The sequence below is a fragment of the Gemmatimonadota bacterium genome, from assembly GCA_016714015.1.
Classification (GTDB): Bacteria; Gemmatimonadota; Gemmatimonadetes; order Gemmatimonadales; family Gemmatimonadaceae; genus Pseudogemmatithrix.
This window is the reverse complement of record JADJNZ010000001.1, coordinates 516374-533124: the sequence shown is the minus strand read 5'-3', so window position 1 is coordinate 533124 and position 16751 is coordinate 516374. Positions and strand designations below refer to the sequence as shown.

The 16751-nt window shown below is 69.9% G+C and carries 16 protein-coding genes; 4 read left to right on the top strand and 12 right to left on the bottom strand.

The window, feature by feature from the left end; all coding sequences use genetic code 11:
* Positions 1-4 precede the first annotated feature (4 nt).
* On the bottom strand, positions 5-2092 hold the full coding sequence (locus IPJ78_02240) for an ATP-dependent helicase (GenBank protein ID MBK7905364.1): 2088 nt from the start codon (positions 2090-2092) through the stop codon (positions 5-7).
* A 131-nt stretch (positions 2093-2223) separates the two neighbouring features.
* Here IPJ78_02240 and IPJ78_02235 point away from each other — a divergent pair, with 131 nt between their 5' ends.
* Positions 2224-2928 (top strand): DUF4397 domain-containing protein, encoded by a 705-nt coding sequence (locus tag IPJ78_02235; GenBank protein MBK7905363.1) that lies wholly within the window; start codon positions 2224-2226, stop codon positions 2926-2928.
* Here the strand turns inward: IPJ78_02235 and IPJ78_02230 are convergent.
* From IPJ78_02230 to lipA, 7 genes are all read right to left on the bottom strand, one after another.
* Positions 2925-4121 carry an alpha/beta hydrolase gene (locus IPJ78_02230; GenBank protein ID MBK7905362.1) on the bottom strand — a complete coding sequence of 399 codons (1197 nt, stop codon included), beginning with the start codon at positions 4119-4121 and terminating at the stop codon, positions 2925-2927. The genes IPJ78_02235 and IPJ78_02230 overlap by 4 nt on opposite strands.
* A gap of 11 nt (positions 4122-4132) precedes the next feature.
* Complete coding sequence (lipB, locus tag IPJ78_02225) at positions 4133-4855, bottom strand: lipoyl(octanoyl) transferase LipB (protein ID MBK7905361.1); 723 nt, start codon at positions 4853-4855, stop codon at positions 4133-4135.
* A gap of 19 nt (positions 4856-4874) precedes the next feature.
* Positions 4875-6278, bottom strand: a complete 1404-nt coding sequence (gene lpdA / locus IPJ78_02220; GenBank protein ID MBK7905360.1) for a dihydrolipoyl dehydrogenase — start codon at positions 6276-6278, stop codon at positions 4875-4877.
* 102 nt (positions 6279-6380) lie between these two features.
* Positions 6381-7670, bottom strand: coding sequence for a 2-oxo acid dehydrogenase subunit E2 (locus IPJ78_02215; GenBank protein MBK7905359.1), 1290 nt, complete (start codon positions 7668-7670; stop codon positions 6381-6383).
* Between the two features lie 11 nt (positions 7671-7681).
* Positions 7682-8662: a pyruvate dehydrogenase complex E1 component subunit beta gene (locus IPJ78_02210; protein ID MBK7905358.1), complete on the bottom strand. Its 981-nt coding sequence runs from the start codon at positions 8660-8662 to the stop codon at positions 7682-7684.
* A gap of 17 nt (positions 8663-8679) precedes the next feature.
* On the bottom strand, positions 8680-9693 hold the full coding sequence (gene pdhA, locus IPJ78_02205) for a pyruvate dehydrogenase (acetyl-transferring) E1 component subunit alpha (protein MBK7905357.1): 1014 nt from the start codon (positions 9691-9693) through the stop codon (positions 8680-8682).
* A gap of 99 nt (positions 9694-9792) precedes the next feature.
* Positions 9793-10689, bottom strand: a complete 897-nt coding sequence (gene lipA / locus IPJ78_02200) for a lipoyl synthase (GenBank protein ID MBK7905356.1) — start codon at positions 10687-10689, stop codon at positions 9793-9795.
* Between the two features lie 258 nt (positions 10690-10947).
* Here lipA and IPJ78_02195 point away from each other — a divergent pair, with 258 nt between their 5' ends.
* The gene (locus IPJ78_02195; protein ID MBK7905355.1) at positions 10948-11172 is read left to right on the top strand and encodes a hypothetical protein; all 225 of its coding nucleotides are present in this window, start codon (positions 10948-10950) and stop codon (positions 11170-11172) included.
* A 457-nt stretch (positions 11173-11629) separates the two neighbouring features.
* Here IPJ78_02195 and IPJ78_02190 read toward each other — a convergent pair whose 3' ends face one another.
* Genes IPJ78_02190 through IPJ78_02175 form a run of 4 tightly spaced genes read right to left on the bottom strand, consistent with a single transcriptional unit; the run spans position 11630 to position 15307 of the window.
* On the bottom strand, positions 11630-12601 hold the full coding sequence (locus IPJ78_02190) for a hypothetical protein (GenBank protein ID MBK7905354.1): 972 nt from the start codon (positions 12599-12601) through the stop codon (positions 11630-11632).
* Complete coding sequence (locus IPJ78_02185; GenBank protein MBK7905353.1) at positions 12598-13395, bottom strand: DUF3108 domain-containing protein; 798 nt, start codon at positions 13393-13395, stop codon at positions 12598-12600. The genes IPJ78_02190 and IPJ78_02185 overlap by 4 nt, the downstream gene beginning before the upstream one ends.
* Before the next feature lie 8 nt (positions 13396-13403).
* A complete protein-coding gene (locus IPJ78_02180) occupies positions 13404-14171 on the bottom strand; it encodes a glycosyltransferase family 2 protein (GenBank protein MBK7905352.1) in 768 nt (255 codons plus the stop codon).
* 50 nt (positions 14172-14221) lie between these two features.
* Positions 14222-15307, bottom strand: a complete 1086-nt coding sequence (locus tag IPJ78_02175; protein ID MBK7905351.1) for a glycosyltransferase family 4 protein — start codon at positions 15305-15307, stop codon at positions 14222-14224.
* Positions 15308-15368: 61 nt separating this feature from the next.
* On the opposite strand from IPJ78_02175, the gene IPJ78_02170 reads away from it, so the two are divergent.
* Positions 15369-16100 carry a hypothetical protein gene (locus IPJ78_02170; protein MBK7905350.1) on the top strand — a complete coding sequence of 244 codons (732 nt, stop codon included), beginning with the start codon at positions 15369-15371 and terminating at the stop codon, positions 16098-16100.
* Positions 16101-16134: 34 nt separating this feature from the next.
* Positions 16135-16722, top strand: coding sequence for a hypothetical protein (locus IPJ78_02165; GenBank protein ID MBK7905349.1), 588 nt, complete (start codon positions 16135-16137; stop codon positions 16720-16722).
* The last annotated feature ends 29 nt before the right edge of the window (positions 16723-16751 follow it).

Below are 16751 nucleotides of genomic sequence, written 5' to 3'. Positions count from 1 at the left end.
GCCCTCAGCTCGAGAACCGACTCCGGAGCAGCGCACGGAGGTCGACCGTCGGCGTCGCGGCCGTGGGGATCTCGGCCTCGGGCAGACGTTCGGTCGATTCGAGCACGACCTGCTGGAACGTGCGCACGACGCCGCGGTCGATGAACCGGCTGAGCTGGGAGAGCGAGTAGTCCGCCCCGCGCCGCGACTGGTAGACGTTGAACGGGTGCGTCACCGCGAGGTGGTCGCGCGCGCGGGTGAGGGCGACGTACATGAGTCGGCGCTCCTCCTCGATCTGGTCGTCGTCCCCGAGTGCGCGCGACATGGGGAACCAGCCGTCGACGGCCCAGATCAGGAAGACCGCATCCCACTCCTTCCCCTTGGCGCTGTGGGCGGTGGAGAGGATGAGCACGTCATCCTCCGACTCGCTGCCAAAGCCGAGGTCGGTGGAGGAGGCGGGCGGGTCGAGGGAGATCGCCGCGAGGAAGTCGGTGCGCGACCCGTAGCCGTCGGCGATGGCCTGGAGCCGGTCGAGGTCGGCGAGGCGGGGCTCCTCGCGGTCGTAGCGCGCGCGGAGGATGTCGTCGTACATCGTCCGGATGCGGACGATGTCCTTGGCGACGCCGCCGTCCCCTTCGAGGTCCGCGCGGCGGAGCGCGCGGAGCAGGTCGACCAGACCGCGATGCGCGTCCTTGGCGCGCGGCGGCGGGACGAACTCGGCGAAGGCCTCGGGGTTCCAATCGCGCTCGGCCAGCGCCTCGATCGCGCGGCGCGCCGTGGTCTCCCCGATGCCGGGCATCAGCTGCAGCAGGCGGTACCAGCTCACCTCGTCTCGCGGGTTCTCGAGCACGCGGAGGAAGGCGAGCACGTCCTTCACGTGCGCGGCCTCGAGGAACTTGAGCCCACCCCACTTCTCGAACGGGATGTTGCGCGCGGTGAGCTCGATCTCGAGGTCGGCGCTCATGTAGCCGGCGCGGAAGAGCACGGCCATCTCGCGGAGCGGCGTGCCCGCCTCGTGGAGCTCGAGGATCCGGTCCACCACGAAGCGCGTCTGCTGCGACTCGTCCTGCGCCGTGACGAGCCAGGGCTTCTCGCCGCCCGTGCGCGTGGTGTAGAGCTCCTTCGTGAACCGCTCCTCGGCGCGCGAGATGAGCAGGTTGCTCGCGTCGAGGATGGGTTGGGTGGAACGGTAGTTCTGCTCGAGCGTGACGACCGACGCGCCGTGGAAGTCGCGCGGGAAGTCGAGGATGTTGCGGATGGTCGCGCCGCGGAAGGCGTAGATGCTCTGTGCGTCGTCGCCGACGACGGTGAGGTTGCGGTGCACGCGGCACATCCCCTTGAGGATGCGCGCCTGGAGGACGTTGGTGTCCTGGAACTCGTCGACGAGGATGTGGTCGTAGAGCGCGCCGATGCGGTCGCCGATCGCGCGGGCGGCCTCGGTCTCGAGCAGCATCGCCCAGTAGAGGAGGAGGTCGTCGTAGTCGACCAGATTCCGCGACTGCTTGCGCGCGGTGTAGTCGGCGAAGACGCGCGTGAAGTCGTCCTCGAACTCGATGAACCGCGGATACTCCTCACGGAGGATCGCGCCGACGGGGAACTCGGTGTTGACGTGCCGCGAGTAGACGTGGTGGAGCGTCTCCTTCTTGGGGAATCGCTTGGTCTTGTCGGCGAGGCCGCACGCGGCGCGCGACAGCTGCATCAGGTCCTCGGCGTCGCCCTGGTCGAGGATGGTGAAATCGCCGGGGAGCCCCGCCTCGGCGCCGAAGCGACGGAGCAGCCGGTGGGCGGTGCCGTGGAAGGTGCCGCCGTGCACCGCCCGGCTCTCCGAGCCGACGAGCTTCTCGGCGCGGCCGAGCATCTCCTGCGCGGCGCGGCGCGTGAAGGTGAGGAGGAGGATCCGTTCGGGGCGGATGCCGCGCTCGATGAGGTGCGCGACGCGGTAGACAAGGGTGCGCGTCTTCCCCGTGCCGGCGCCCGCCACGATGAGCAGCGGACCGTCCGGATGCGTGGCCGCCTTGCGCTGCGCCTCGTTGAGGTCGGCGTCGAAGTCGACCGCCCGTCGCGGGGCGACCTCGCGCACGCGCGCGGGATAGGCGATGGGCTTGTCGGACACGCCCTGAATATATCCCGAAGCGGACAGCACGCCGTACCACCACGCCGCCGTCCGGCGCGACGCCTTGCCGACCGTTCGGCGCGGGGTGCGGCCGACTGGTCCGCCGCACCGCGAGTGGTGTAATTCCGCGGATGGAACACACGCTCGTCGGACGCCGTGCCCGGCGCCTCGCCCTTCTGCTTCCGGTCATCCTCTCCGCCGCCTGCAGCATCAGCGACGGCATCACCCAAGAGGGTCCGTCCTCGCACCTGCGCGTCGTGCAAGCGGTGGCGAATGCGCCCATCATGGAACTCGTCGTCGACTCGACGCCCTACCTGTCGGGCATCGGATTCCGTTCCTCGTCCGGGTTCCTCGAGGTGGAGGCGGGGACACGGCGCGTTCGGCTCTTCCCCAACGGGTCCGCGACGCCGTTGCTCGACCACACCTTCCCGATCGAGTTCCCGCGTGCCTACACCCTGTTCTCGACTGGCGTCGTCGGTGCCGTCGAGGCCGTGGTGGTCCCCGACACCGCGGCGATCCCTGGGCCCGGCGAGATCAAGCTCCGGGTCATCCAGGCGGCACCCTCGGCCGGGACGGTCGACGTCTACATCACCGACCCCAGCGTCCCGATCGACTCCGCGACCCCCATCCTCGAGGATGTGGTGTTCCGCGGGAACACGGACTACTTCACGCTCCCGGTCGGCCGGTACCGGATCCGGTTGACCACCGCCAACACCAGGACGGTGGTGCTGGACATGAACCAGCTCATCTCCGAGCGCGCGATGCGGACGGTCGTCGCGACCGATGCCGCGGGCGGCGGGACGCCGCTCGTCGGGATCCTGCTCGTCGACTTCTAGCGGAACCGCCAGAAGACGGAGCCGTCGGCGCGGCGCACCTGCAGGAGCCGCCGCTCGGCCGGGGTGCGCCCCTCGGTGAGCACCGCGTGCAGGTCGCTCAGCAGCGCCGAGTTGCCGAAGAGCGTGTGGCCGAGGAGGTCGCCGCGCACGCGCGTCGCATCGACCGTGGTCATGCCGTCGAGCACGGTGAGCGAGTCGCCGCCGAGTCCGAGGCGGAGGACGCCGTTGAGCACGCGTGAGGCGCGCAGGGCCTCGTCCTCGCTCGAGGCGTAGAGTGTGACCCCCTGGGCGCGCGCGCGCAGGATGGGGAGGATCTCGCGCGAGAAGATGCGCGCATCGACGTCGGGCGCGGCGAAGACGACCTGCCCGAGCCGCGGGAGCGAGTCCCGCGGATCGACGAGGGACATCGCCTTGCTCAGCACCTCGGAGCCCATCGAGTGGGCGATCACGTGGATGCGGTCGGGATTGGCGCGCGGGAGCTGGTCGCGCAGCAGGCGCAGCAGGTGCCAGCCGGCATTGCGCGCGGTCTGCTGGTCGCGGATGTAGCCCGAGAGGGCGCCCTGCGACGGCCAGGCGAAGAGGATCGCGGTGCCGTCGAACCCCATGTCGGCGGCGATCTGCGCGACGCGGACCGCGGCATCCTCGAACGACGAGTTGTAGCCGTGCACGAAGACGAGGATATCGCGCGAGCGGGTGCGCGCGAGGTCATCGCGGACGCGCTGGAGGAAGCGCACCGAGTCGGCGAGGATGAGCGAGTTGATGTACATCGTGCGCGCCGCATCGGGCGAGTCGGCGGCGCTCGCGCGCGGGATCACGCCCTCGGCGCGCACGCGGTACGACGGGACGTTCACCTGGGCCACGGCCCACGAGAGGGTGTTCGCGTCGGTCGTGCCGAAGCGGTTCCCCGGCCAGTCGGCGTTGATGTAGTTGCGGGTGGTCGCGACGAGGAGCGGGATGCGGACGCTGTTGGTGTCGAGGTCGTTCCAGCCGCGCGGGAGTTCGGCGCGCGGGACGGTCGGCACGAGCGGCTCGGTCGGCAGGACCTGCAGCGACTCGACGGGAGCGGGGAGGAGGATGAGGCCGCTCGAGTCGGGCGTGACCACCGGCGCGGGTGCTCCCGCGGCGGGCGCGCCGCCGCAGCTCAGGGCCAGCAGCGCCGCGACCGCGACGATCGCGCGTCGGTCCATCCTCATGCCGGTTCCCATCACGTCCGTTCCTCCAGTGCCGGTCCGAGCTCCGCCAGCGTGGTCTCCCGCGGCGCGCGCTCGAACACCTCGCCGAAAGATCGCACGATCGTCGCGCGCATGTCATCGCCCAGCGTGGGCGACGGCGCCTGGCAGGTGCCATCGGCGCGTTCGAGCAGTTCGCGCTCCACCGAGGTCATCACCACGTCGGCGATGCCGCAGGGGACCATGAGGTCGAAGTAGCCCAGGTCGGTCGTGACGTTCAGCGCGAAGCCGTGCCAGGTCACCCAGCTCCGCGCGTGCACGCCGATGCTCGCGAGCTTGCGGCCCTGAGTCCACACCCCCGTCTGGCCAGCCTGCCGGCCTGCCGGGATCCCGACCGACGCGACGCCGCGGATCACGACCTCCTCCACCTGCCGCAGGTACCAGTGCAGGTCCTGCCGGTGCTCCGTGAGGTCCACGATCGGGTAGCCGACGAGCTGCCCCGGGCCGTGGAAGGTGACATCGCCCCCGCGTTCGATGTCGAAGAGCTCCACGCCGCGCGCGGCGAGCAGTTCGCGCGACGCGAGCAGGTTCCCCGCCTTCGTCGAGCGCCCGGTCGTGATCACCGGTGGATGTTCGACGAGGACGAGGACGTCGTGCGGGACGCGCTTCGCGATCCGCGCCGCCGCGAGCGCGCGCTGGAACGACAAGGCCTCCGCATAGCTGCGGAGGCCGAGGTCGAGGACGAGGAAGTCCTTCATGCGCGCGCGAGGCTCACGCTCACGCGTGCAGCATCTTCCCCATCGAGTCGAGCACCGCCTCGGCGATCGCCTCGCTGAGGGTCGGGTGCGCATGGATCGCGAGGTCGATCTCCTCGACGGTGTACTCGTTCTCGCGGGCCACGGCGAACTCGTGGATCAGCTCGGTGGCATGCGCCCCGCAGATGTGCGCGCCAAGGATCTCGCCGTACTTCTCGTCGCGGATGACCTTCACGAAACCCTCGGTCTCGCCGCTCGTGCGGGCGCGGCCGTTGGCCGAGAAGGGGAACTTGCCGACCTTGTACTTGAGCCCCTTCTCCTTGCACTGCGCCTCGGTGAGGCCGATGCTCGCGACCTCGGGATGGCAGTAGGTGGCATTGGGGATGTTGCCGTAGTTCACCGGGTGATGCGCATGCCCGGCGAGGATGTCGGCGACCACGTGGCCCTCGCGCGAGCCCTTGTGCGCGAGCATCGGCGGGCCGGCGACGTCGCCGATGGCGTAGATGCCCCGCGCGCTGGTCTCGAAGCGCTCGTTGATGCGGATGAACCCGCGCTCGGTGGTCTGCACACCGGCCTCCTTCAGGCCGACGTGCTCGATGTTCGGCGCGCGGCCCGCGGCGACGAGGACGAGGTCGAAGGTCATCTCCTTCTTCTCGCCGTTCGCCTCGACCGGGATGGTGACGTTGCCCCTGCCCTTCTTCACGGTCCCGAGCTTGGCCCCGGTGACGATCTCGATGCCGCGCTTCTTGAACGCCTTGCCCAGCTCGACGGAGCAGTCCTCGTCCTCGACCGGCAGGATGCGCGGCATGACCTCGAGGATGGTGACCTTGGACCCGAAGGCGTTGAAGACGTCGGCGAACTCGCAGCCGACGGCGCCGGCGCCGATGACGGCGATGGTCGCCGGTGCCTTGTCGAGCGTGAGCGCCTCGTCGGACGAGAGGACGAGGGTCTTGTCGAGGTCGAGCCCGATCTGCGGCAGGCCCTTCACGCGCGAACCGGTCGCGATGACCACGCCCTTGGTGGCGGTGTGCGTCTCGCTCTTCCCGTCGGCGCCGGTGACCTTCACGGTCTTGCCCGCGCCGAGCACGCCGGTGCCCTTGAGCCAGGTGATCTTGTTCTTCTTGAAGAGGAACTCGACGCCCTTGGAGTTCTGCGCGCTCACGGCGCGCGAGCGCTTCATGGCGACGCCGTAGTCGAGCGTGACCTTCTCCGCGGTGACGCCGAACTCCTTGCCCTTCGCGACCTTCTGCGCGATGGACGCGGCCTCGAGGAGCGCCTTGGCGGGGATGCAGCCCCAGAGGACGCAGGTGCCGCCGAGGCCTTCGCGCTCGACGACGGCGACGGATTGGCCGAGCTGGGCGGAGCGGAGGGCGCCGACGTAGCCGGCGGGGCCGCCGCCGAGATAGATCACATCGTACTGGGCCATTGGGGGATCAGATGGAGGGTGAAGGCTGAAGGATGAATGGCGAACGGCTGAAGCGATGCGAGGTGACTTCCATCCTTCCTCCTTCAGCCTTCATCCTGACGTTCAGAACACCAGCAGCAACGGGTTCTCGACGAGCCGTCGCAGCGTCTGCAGGAACTTCGCGCCGACCGCGCCGTCGATCACGCGATGGTCGCAGCTCATGGTCACGCGGAGCTTCTTGCGCACCTCGAAGCCGCCGTCCGCGCCGACCACGACCTTGTCCTCGATCGCGCCGATCGCGAGGATGCCGACCTCGGGGGGGTTGATGATCGCCGTGAACTGGTCGATCTGCATCATGCCGAGGTTGGAGACCGAGAAGGTCGAGCCGGTGAACTCCTCTGGCTTGAGCTTCCGCTCGCGCGCCTTCTTCGCGAGGGTCTTCGACTCGGCGGAGATCTCGCTCATGCGCTTCGTCTGCGCGTCGAAGATCACCGGGACGATGAGGCCGTCATCGGTCGCGACGGCCATGCCGAGGTGCACCGTGTCGAAGTAGCGGATCCGGTCGCCCAGCCAGTGCGCGTTCACCTCGGGGTGCTGGGTGAGCGCGGTCGCGGTCGCCTTCAGGATGAGGTCGTTGAACGAGAACTTGAACGCGTCGCCGAGCTCGGCGGCCGCGGCCCGCATCTCCGCCGCACGACCCAGGTCGAACTCGGCCGTGAGATAGAAGGTCGGGATGGGACCGATCGACTCGGCGAGGCGCCGCGCGATGGTCTTGCGGATCTGGGTGAGCGGTTCGTCACGATACGACGCACCGCCGGCGACGGCGGAAGACTGCGGGCGCACGGCAGGCGCGGCGCCGGGGGCGGCAGCGGACGCTCCGCCCCCCGCGAGCGCCTGCTCGATGTCGCGCTTCACGATGCGGCCGCCCGGGCCGGAGCCCTGGACGCCGCCAAGGTTCACCCCCGAGTCACCGGCGAGGCGGCGAGCGAGCGGTGAGGCGATGACGCGCCCGGCGGGAATGGCGGCCGCCGGGGCCGCGGGAACCGGCGCCACAGCGGTCACCGCAGGGGCCGCCGGAGGCGCCACCGGCGCGGCCGCGGCTCCCCCTGCGGCAGCGGGAGCCGCGGCGGCCGCCGGCGCACCCGCGCCGCCGAGCAGGGCGCTGATGTCCTCATCCGCCGTGGCGATCACGCCGACGAGCGAACTCACCGGCGCCGTGGTCCCTTCGGGGATGAGCTGCTTGCGCAGCACGCCATCGCCGCGGGCGACGAGTTCCATGACGGCCTTGTCCGTCTCGACCTCGGCGAGGATGTCGCCGGCCTTCACGGCGGCGCCCTCGGCCTTCACCCACTTCACCAGGCGACCCTCTTCCATCGTGGGGCTGAGGGCTTCCATGAAGATCTTCGTTGCCATGACTCGATCGCCTAGTTGAGGTACATGACTTTCTTCACCGCGGCGATCGTCTTCGCGAGGTCCGGCTTCGCGGCCTTCTCGATCGCCTTCGCGTACGGCATGGGGACGTCGGCCTGGTGCACGCGGATGACCGGCGCATCGAGGTCATCGAAGCACTCGCGCTGCACGTAGTCGACGACCTGCGCGCCGATGCCGGCGAGCTCCCAGCCTTCCTCGAGGACCACGGCGCGGTTGGTCTTCCGCACCGAGGTCGTGATGGCCTCGACGTCCATCGGGCGGACGGTCCGGAGGTCGACGACGTCGACGCGGATCCCTTCCTTCGCGAGCTGGTCGGCGGCGTTCATCGCGACGAGCACCATCTTGCCGTTCGTGATGATCGAGCAGTGGTCGCCCTCGCGCTTGAGGTCGGCCTTGCCGATGGGCACGATGTAGTCGTGCTCGGGGACCTCGCCCTTGGTGTTGTAGAGCATCTCGCCCTCGAGCATGATCACCGGGTTGTCGTCGCGGATGGCCGCCTTGAGGAGGCCCTTCGCGTCGTACGGCGTGCCCGGGGTGACGACCTTGAGGCCCGGGATGTGGGCGAGCCAGGACTCGAAGGCCTGCGAGTGCTGCGCGGAGAGCTGGAGGGCGGCGCCGTTGGGTCCGCGGAAGACCATCGGCATGGGGTACTGGCCGCCGGACATGTAGAGCATCTTCGCGGCCGCGTTCACGACCTGGTCGATCGCGAGGAGGGCGAAGTTCCAGGTCATGAACTCGATGATCGGGCGCAGCCCGACCATCGCCGCGCCGACGCCGACGCCGGCGAAGCCGAGTTCGGTGATCGGCGTGTCGACGACGCGCATCTCGCCGAACTCCTCGAGCAGGCCCTTCGAGACCTTGTAGGCCCCATTGTAGACGGCGACCTCCTCGCCCATGAGGAAGACGCGGTCGTCGCGGGACATCTCTTCGCGGAGGGCCTGGTTGAGCGCTTCGCGGTACGTGATGATGGCCATGGTATGTGTGCCTTCGCTCAGCTCGTGGTGTCGACGAGGACGTCTTCGTAGAGCGCCTCGAGCGGGGGTTCGGGGCTCGCGTCGGCGAAGTCCCAGGCGTCCTGGCAGGTCGCCTTGACCTCCTGCTCCATGGCGGCGACGTCGGCGTCGGTGAGGTCGCCCGCCTCCATCATGCGCGCCTTGAGCAGGTTGATCGGATCGCGCTTGAGGTACTCGTCGAGCTCGGCCTTGGTGCGATAGGTGCCCGAGACCGCATCGGACATCGAGTGGCCCATGTAGCGGTAGGTGCGGATCTCGAGGAGGACGGGCTTCGACTCGCGCCGCGCGATCTCGAGCGCGCGCTCCATCCCCTCGCGCACGGCGAAGACGTCCTGGCCGTCGACGTACTCGCCATGCATGCCGTCGTACGCGTCGGAACGGCGCGAGAGGTCCTTGATCGCCGCGGCGCGCTCGACGGCGGTGCCCATCCCGTACTTGTTGTTCTCGATGATGAACAGGCAGGGGAGCTTCCAGAGCGCGGCCATGTTGAGCGCCTCGTGGAACGCCCCCGTGTTCACGACCGATTCGCCCATGAAGCAGGCGATGACCTGGTCGCCGCCACGGTACTTGATGGCGAAGCCCACGCCGGCCGCGATCGGCACGTGCCCGCCGACGATGCCGTGGCCGCCGAGGAAGTTCAGGTTGCGGTCGAACAGGTGCATCGAGCCACCCTTGCCGCGCGAGCAGCCATCGATGCGACCGAAGAGCTCGGCCATGATCGACCGGGGCGTCATGCCGCGCGCGAGCGCCTGGCCGTGGTCACGGTAGGTGGTGATGACGTAGTCGTCGGGGCGGAGCATGGAGAGCACGCCGGTGGAGACGGCCTCCTGCCCGATGTAGAGGTGGCAGAACCCGCCGATCTTCCCGAGCGCGTAGGCCTCGCCGACCTTCTCCTCGAAGCGGCGCTGGAGGAGCATCGAGTGCAGCAGCTCGCGGCGCAGGGTCGCGTCGCCGGGCAGGCCTTTGCTGTCCGTCTTCTTCTTGGCGGCCATCAGGGGATGAAGGCTGAAGGATGAATGATGAAAGGGCTCGCTGCGGGGGCGGGATGCGGTCGTGGTGCGGGATGCGGGGTCTCCTTCACCCTCCATCCTTCAACCTTCGACGGCGACTCCCGCGGCCTGCACCTGCTCCCAGGCGTGGTAGCTCGACCGGACCAGCGGCGCCGACTCGACGTGCTTGAAGCCCATCGTCATGCCCTGTTCGTAGAACATCCGGAACTCCTGCGGCGTGACGTAGCGGTCGAGCGCGATGTGGTCGTTCGACGGGCGGAGGTACTGGCCGAGCGTGAGGATGTCGACGTCGACCGCGCGCAGCTCGCGCATGGTCTGGAGGACCTCCTCGTTGGTCTCCCCCATCCCGAGGATGATGCCCGTCTTGGTCGGGATGTCGGGGGCGAGGCGCTTGCTGAGGCGGAAGATCTCGAGCACGCGCTCGTAGCGGCCGCCGGGCCGCGCCTTCTTGTAGAGGCGCGGCACGGTCTCGGTGTTGTGGTTGTAGATCTCGGGACGCGCCTCGAGGACCGAGCGGATCGCGTCCTCGTTCCCCTGGAAGTCGGGCACGAGCACCTCGACCGAGCAGCCCGGGACCGCCTCGTGCACCTGCCGGATGGTCTCGGCGAACGCCCAGGCGCCGAAGTCGGGGAGGTCATCGCGATCGACGCTCGTGATCACGAGGTGGCGGAGGTTCATCTTGAGGGCCGCTTCGGCCACCCGGCTCGGCTCCGCCGGGTCGAACTTGGGCGGCCGGCCGTGCGCGACGGCGCAATACGCGCAGTTGCGGGTGCAGACATCGCCGAGGATCATGAAGGTCGCGGTGCCGTGCTCCCAGCACTCGCCGACGTTCGGGCAGTGGGCCTCTTCGCAGACCGTGTGCAGGTCGAGGTCCCGCATCATGTTCTTGAGATGCAGGTAGTTCTTCCCGCCCGGCGCCTTGACCTTGAGCCAGGACGGCTTGCGCTCCGGGAGCGGCTCGGCGCGGTGCCGACCCATGATCTGATAGAGGTGCTCGGCCATCTCTGATCCGTGCCCGGTTGGGGGAGGGGAGCGGGTGTGGCGGATGTGGAGGATACCGACGGGGTCGAGAAATGACCAGTTGCGGTAACCGTCAATACAATGTTGTGAAAGTTAGCAATGGTCACCCACCCGGGGTGGTCGCGACGCGCCGGACGACGCGCCCGCCGGGGCCCCGAAACCTGCAGCCGCGCTCGCGCGTACGCTCTCACAACTCCTCTTCACAGGATCGACGCCATGCTCCAGACCATCTTCATGATCGGCCTTCTCGCCCTGGCCGGCCTCTTCCTCCTGAAGCTCGCCTTCGGGATCCTGGGCGGGGTGTTCGCGGTCTTCTTCTGGCTCCTGTGGAAGGCCATCCCGATCTTCTTCCTCGGCCTCCTTGTCTACTTCATGCTGCGGCTGTTCGCGCCAGAGACGGCGAAGGACCTCCGCGACAAGTTCGGCGGAAACGGGAGCTGACACCCGTATCGCAGCGGCTGGAGCACGACAGAAGGGCGGGGCCATCATGGCCCCGCCCTTCTGTGCTCTATTCGACCGGCTTCCCCCGCGTCCGCCTCGGGTGGGGGGCGCACGCCCTAGTCGCGCCGGATGACGCACGGCGGGACGGGACGGGGAAGAACAGGCCCGATCCTGGCGGTGTCGGGCGGCGCGTCGACCCGCGGCGTCGTCGTGCTTACGGGGACGCAGTCGCCGTCCGTCCGTGCCTCCGATGGCGCCTCACCGCTGCAGGCGGCCAGAAGGGAGAGCACGAGCACGAGCGGCACGATCACTCGGCCGTGAGCCGCACGGATCGCCCTCGTGCCGGCGCGGGTCCCCGGCCACGCATCCGGTCGATCCATCGGCGCGCGCTCGTGTCGCATGCCGCAACCTCGCCCACCGATGCCCGCCGCGCCGTGACCCCGATCACCCGATCGGGTCAGCGATGGTCGAGCGCATCAGCCACCGCCCAGCCCAGAAGCGGGATCATGAGTTCGTGGTGCCCCGTGATCTGGAAGCCCTCGCCGCCCGCGAGCACCGGCCGACGCACGACGTTCTCGCTCGGACGATAGTGGCGCTGCATGTCGAAATCGGCCGTGGTGAAGTCGGTCGGCTTCCCGCCGTTCACGTTGCGCGCGACGGTGAGCGCCTTCAGGAAGACCTCGGGCATGATCACCGCGCTGCCGAGGTTGAGGACGACGCCGCCCTGATGCAGCTCCTCGCAGCTCGCGGCGAGGCGACGGAAGTCGCGATGGCTGGTATCACCGATCGCGGCGCCGCTGGCGGCCGGGTGCTGATGGATGATCTCGGCGCCGAGCGCGGCGTGTACGGTCACCGGCAGCCAATGCCGGTGCGCGGCGAGGATGATCGAGTGCTCGGGATGCGCGAGCTGGGGTGTCCCTTCGAGTGCGCGCGCGACCGATTCGCCCATGCCCCAGCCGTGCGTCTGGCCGGCGATGAACGCCTCATTCAGTCCGCGCCCCGTCTCCTCGGCCATGCCGAACGACCCGTCCTTCAGTCCGGCGGCCACATCCTCGGAGGTCCCGCCGAAACGGGCGATCTCGTAATCGTGGATGGCGGCCGACCCGTTCATCGCGAGGTGGGTGATGACACCGCGCTTCATGAGGTCGACGAGGACGGGGCCGATGCCGGTCTTCACGACATGGCCACCGAGCATGACGATGACCGCGCGCTTGCGCTTCGCGGCGCGGACGACTGCGTCCACGACCCGCCGGAAGTCCTGCGCCTTGAGTACGTCGGGAAGTGCCGTGATGAACGCGCCGAACGAGCGGTCCTCGCCCGGGGCCTTGGCGAATTCCTCCGCGCGCACCTTGTTGGGCCTCACGGCGATGGGCACGGTCCGAACGCGGGCGAGGTCGATCTCGCGCGGGGGGCGCCGATCGCCGCTCATCGTGGGCTCCCGGTGTCGTCCGGATCGCCCGACGCGGTCGAGTCGGCCGCCCAGCGGTACGAGCGCAGGTACAGGTTGAGCGACCCGAACGAGAGGCGCGAACGCATCTGGATCATCATCCGCTTGTCGTCGTCGGTGAGCCAGATCTCGGCTTGGCCGCCCTCGGAGAAGATGCCCGAAGTCTTGATGATCGGCTGCAGGACGATCGCGTCGAAGGTCCCGGCGGGGACGCGCACGCGTTCCTTGCGGAGCACGCGGATCACCACGGGATTGCGGTCGGGCTTGAAATAGCGATTGAACTCGTACGTCCGCCCCACTTCGAGCGGGACGGTGCGGATGTAGAACAGGAACGACCCGTCGTCGAGCGGGTTCGCGACCGAGGGCATCTCGCGGTTCTTCTTGAAGACCTCGTTGTAGACCGCGCGCTCGGGGAAGATCTCGAAGGTGCGCTTCCGCTCCCGCTGGCCCTGGTCCTGGTTCTGGACGTAGCGGAGCGAGTTGAGCGTCATGACGTCCATCCAGCTCTCGTAGACGTCGTCCACCTGGTAGAAGAACGTGCCGCCGGAGAGCGTGAAGAGCACGTGCCACGCGGGGCGACTGCGGATGTTCTCGATCCCGACCACGCGCATCCGGCCGGTCCCGACCTTGATGGCACCGAAGCGCACGTCGTACGTGAGGTTCTCCCCCGCCTGGAACGGGACCGGCGCCGGCGCCCGCCCGTTCGAGGCGACCTGCGCGTCGGCGGGGAGCGCGAGCGCCCCCGTCAGCGCGGCGGTCGCAAGGAGGTGCGCCACGGAGCGGATCACGTCGCGGGGCGGGCCCCGGCGCGACCACGCGCGGCCCACCCGGCGCGCAGGAGGGCCCAGGCATCCGGCCATGCGTCGCGTCGCGTGTCGCGCACGCGGACGTCGAAGCGCTGCGGCAAGGAGACGTTCTCCAGCCGCCGCGCCTGCGCGGCCGCCGCCTGCAGGAACTCCAGGTTCGCCTGCCAAGGCGCCTCGGCACGCGTGACCGGTCCGTCGCCGGACGCCTTGAGCAGGTCGCGCACGACGGTGATGCGGAGCAGGCGGAACGAGCCGAACGGGTCCGAGACGCCGGGGACGGTGACCGCCTTCCGGATGGGCCAGACCTTGGGCAACCACCCCGCGAGCTTGTGCAGCTTGCGGATGGTCTCCGGCGCCCCGTCGGGCACCACGCGTTCGGCGACCACCACGTCCGCGCCACCTTCGAAGCGCTTCACGAGCTCGGGGATCCCTTCGGGCTGGTCGGTGAAGTCCGCCTGGAGGAGGATCACCGCGTCACGGCGCGGATACTTGGTGCGCTGGGAGGCCTCGCGGAGTAGGGCCTCGACGGCTCGCGCGTAGCCGACGCGCTCCTTCCCTCCGATCACGGTGAGGGGGAGCGCCTTGGCGTAGGGCTCGAGCACGTCGCGCGTGGCGTCGGTGCTGGCGTCGTCGTACACGAGGATCTCGTACTCGCGCGCGTACTCCTGGAACACCTTGCGGATGCGCCAGAGGAGCACGCCCACGGTCGGCGCCTCATCAAAGGTCGGGATGCAGATATAGAGCACGGAGGAAAGCTAGACGGGGGCGAGACGAGGGACCACACCGATATATCCCGTCAGACCCCGGAACGCTCCAGTACGTCACGGTAGACGTCGAGCACGGCTCCCACCATGCGGTCGGGGGAGAAGCGCTTCGCCTGCTCGGGGGCGGCGGCGCCGAGCCGCAGCCGGGCCTCCGCGTCGGTGACCAGTCGCGCGGTGGCGCGGGCGAAGCCGGCCGTGTCGCCGGGGGCGACGAGGGCGCCATCGACCCCATCCGCGACGATCTCCGCGAGCCCACCGGCCGCGAAGGCGATGCTCGGGACGCCGAGGGCCATCGCCTCGACGACCGCGGTGCCGAGGCCCTCGGCGCCGCCCGGATGCAGGAGGAGGTCGAGCCCCGCGAGGGCGTGCGGGACGTCGTGGACGAAGCCCGCGCGGAAGCTCCGGACATCGCCGACCGTTCCGCGCCCGGTGGCGTGGCCGCCGAGCAGGACGAGCCCGAGCTGGCGGGTGACCTCGGTGGGGAAGGCCGCGAGCAGCGACTCCAGCCGCGCGAGCTCGGCCTCGGCGGCGAACGGGCCGACGATGCCGACGACGACCGTCCCCGCCGGCCAGCCGCACTCCGCCCGCCAATCGCGCGGGCGCTCGGGAGCGCGCGCCGCGACACCGGGGTAGGCGACGCTGATGCGCGCGTCGGCAACGCCACCGGCACGCAATGCCTCGCGTACCGCCTCGGAGATCGCGATGAATCGGGCGACGCGCGGGCCGAATCGCAGGGGTCCGCGCGGGACCGCGGCCGACCGGCGCGTCACGACGAGCGGGATTCGGCCGCGGCGTCCGACGAGGGCGCCGAGCGCCAGGACCTGGCTCCGTCCGTCGTGCGCATGCACGACGGCAGGACGCCAGGTCGCGATGAGGCGACGGAGGCGCCGAACGGCGAGGAGGTCGAGGTCGGACCGCATGTTCAGCGCCGCGGTCGCGATGCCCTCGGTCTTCAGTCGCTGGAGCAGCGGGGAGGCGGGTCGCGCGGCGACGAGCGGCTCGACGCCGCGCGCCCGGAGGCCCTGCACGAGGAGCAGCAGTTGCCGCTCGCCGCCACGCCAATCGCGCGCCGCATCCACGTGGAGGACGCGAAGTGACGGAACCCGGCCGAGACTCATGGGTGACGAAGGGAAGGCACGTGCGTAATAACGTTGAGACGACCGACTGGAGGAAGCCGCGATGATCCTGGCCGACGTCCGCTCCCGCCTGACCCGTGACGATGCCGCGCTCGCGCTGGCCCTGCTCGCCCAGCAGGGCGCCGAGGCACGCGACCGCGGCGAGACCGCCCTGCGCGAGCAGGGGCTCGATGCGTTGCTCGACGATCCGGCGCTCCTCTCCTCGTTGCTCGAGACCCCGCGCGGCGCCCACGCCTCTCTGCCGCTCCTCGCGTACGTCGTGGTGCGGCAAGCGCTGGTCGCCAGCGGAGTGCGCGATCGCGTGCTCGCCGACTACGCCGCGTCGGTGCTGTTGCACTTCGGCCTGCGCGACCGCGCGCACAAGGTCGCCGACGCGGACGACGAGCGGTTCGACACGCTCGTGGGGCTCGCCGACGCCGCCGCCGGCCCCGACCCGCGACGCGCGTTCCTGGTGCAGGCCCACCTCGGCAACTATGCGCTCTGGATGAGCGGCATGTTCCCGGATCACATCGAGCATCGGCGGCACCGGCGCGGCGCGCCGGGGCTGGGCTACTTCGAGCAGATGGGCCAGCGCGGATTCCAGCTCGCGTCGCGCCACCGGCTGGCGAACGAGCACGGGCTCGCGCTGCTCTTCGCGGCGATGTCGGCGCGCTTCCCCGTCCTGCGCCTGGCGCTCAACCGGATCAGCGATGCGCTGCTCTTCCCGCGCCATCACTCGCCTGACCGGCTGCTGCGGCAGGTGCGCGACGAGGCGCGCTGGCGGCACGCCGAGTAGTTTCCGGGCGAACCCGCACCGGAGCCCGCCACAGGTGTTCGAATCCCTTCGCGCGACGATCGGCGACCTCCTCGGCGGTCGCGTCGCCCCCGCCGACCGGCGTGCCGTCATCGCCGACATGAAGCGTGCGCTGGTCCAGGCGAAGATGGGCCTCGACGACCTCAAGGAGGGCGTCGAACTCACGAAGCGTCGCGTGGAGGTGGAGCGGGAGCAGTTCGAGACGGCGTCCCGTCGCCGGACGCTCGCCGAAGGGATCAACGACGCCGAGACGGCGGCGATCGCCGAGAAGTACGGGGCGCAGCATCAGGAGCGGCTCGGGGTGCTCGAGCGGAAGCTCGACGTGCAACTGGCCGAGCTCGGCCTGGTGGAACGCGATTACGACGAGATGCTCGCGCAGCTCAAGCGGGCCGATCGCGGCGTGGGCGGCGGGATGGCCGCGGGCGCGCACGACCGGATGATGGGGGGCGCGGGGGGCGTGTCCGATGCGGAGCTCGGCCTGCGCAACGACGCGCCGCTCAACTCAGAGCTCGATGCGCTCGGTCGTGCGCGGCAGCGGGCCGATCGCGAGGCCGGTGCGGACGCGGCGCTCGAGGCCCTCAAGAAGAAGATGGGGCGCGAGTAGACTCGCGCCCCATCCCGTCCCGCCGTCCC

Excerpts from the sequence above, each read along its gene's own strand:
- IPJ78_02210 (MBK7905358.1), bottom strand. The coding sequence starts at position 8,662 with ATGGCCATCATCACGTACCGCGAAGCGCTCAACCAGGCCCTCCGCGAA.
- lpdA (MBK7905360.1), bottom strand. The coding sequence starts at position 6,278 with ATGGCCCAGTACGATGTGATCTATCTCGGCGGCGGCCCCGCCGGCTAC.
- IPJ78_02215 (MBK7905359.1), bottom strand. The coding sequence starts at position 7,670 with ATGGCAACGAAGATCTTCATGGAAGCCCTCAGCCCCACGATGGAAGAG.
- lipB (MBK7905361.1), bottom strand. The coding sequence starts at position 4,855 with ATGAAGGACTTCCTCGTCCTCGACCTCGGCCTCCGCAGCTATGCGGAG.
- IPJ78_02170 (MBK7905350.1), top strand. The coding sequence starts at position 15,369 with ATGATCCTGGCCGACGTCCGCTCCCGCCTGACCCGTGACGATGCCGCG.
- IPJ78_02230 (MBK7905362.1), bottom strand. The coding sequence starts at position 4,121 with ATGAGGATGGACCGACGCGCGATCGTCGCGGTCGCGGCGCTGCTGGCC.
- IPJ78_02175 (MBK7905351.1), bottom strand. The coding sequence starts at position 15,307 with ATGAGTCTCGGCCGGGTTCCGTCACTTCGCGTCCTCCACGTGGATGCG.
- IPJ78_02195 (MBK7905355.1), top strand. The coding sequence starts at position 10,948 with ATGCTCCAGACCATCTTCATGATCGGCCTTCTCGCCCTGGCCGGCCTC.
- IPJ78_02235 (MBK7905363.1), top strand. The coding sequence starts at position 2,224 with ATGGAACACACGCTCGTCGGACGCCGTGCCCGGCGCCTCGCCCTTCTG.
- lipA (MBK7905356.1), bottom strand. The coding sequence starts at position 10,689 with ATGGGTCGGCACCGCGCCGAGCCGCTCCCGGAGCGCAAGCCGTCCTGG.
- pdhA (MBK7905357.1), bottom strand. The coding sequence starts at position 9,693 with ATGGCCGCCAAGAAGAAGACGGACAGCAAAGGCCTGCCCGGCGACGCG.
- IPJ78_02190 (MBK7905354.1), bottom strand. The coding sequence starts at position 12,601 with ATGAGCGGCGATCGGCGCCCCCCGCGCGAGATCGACCTCGCCCGCGTT.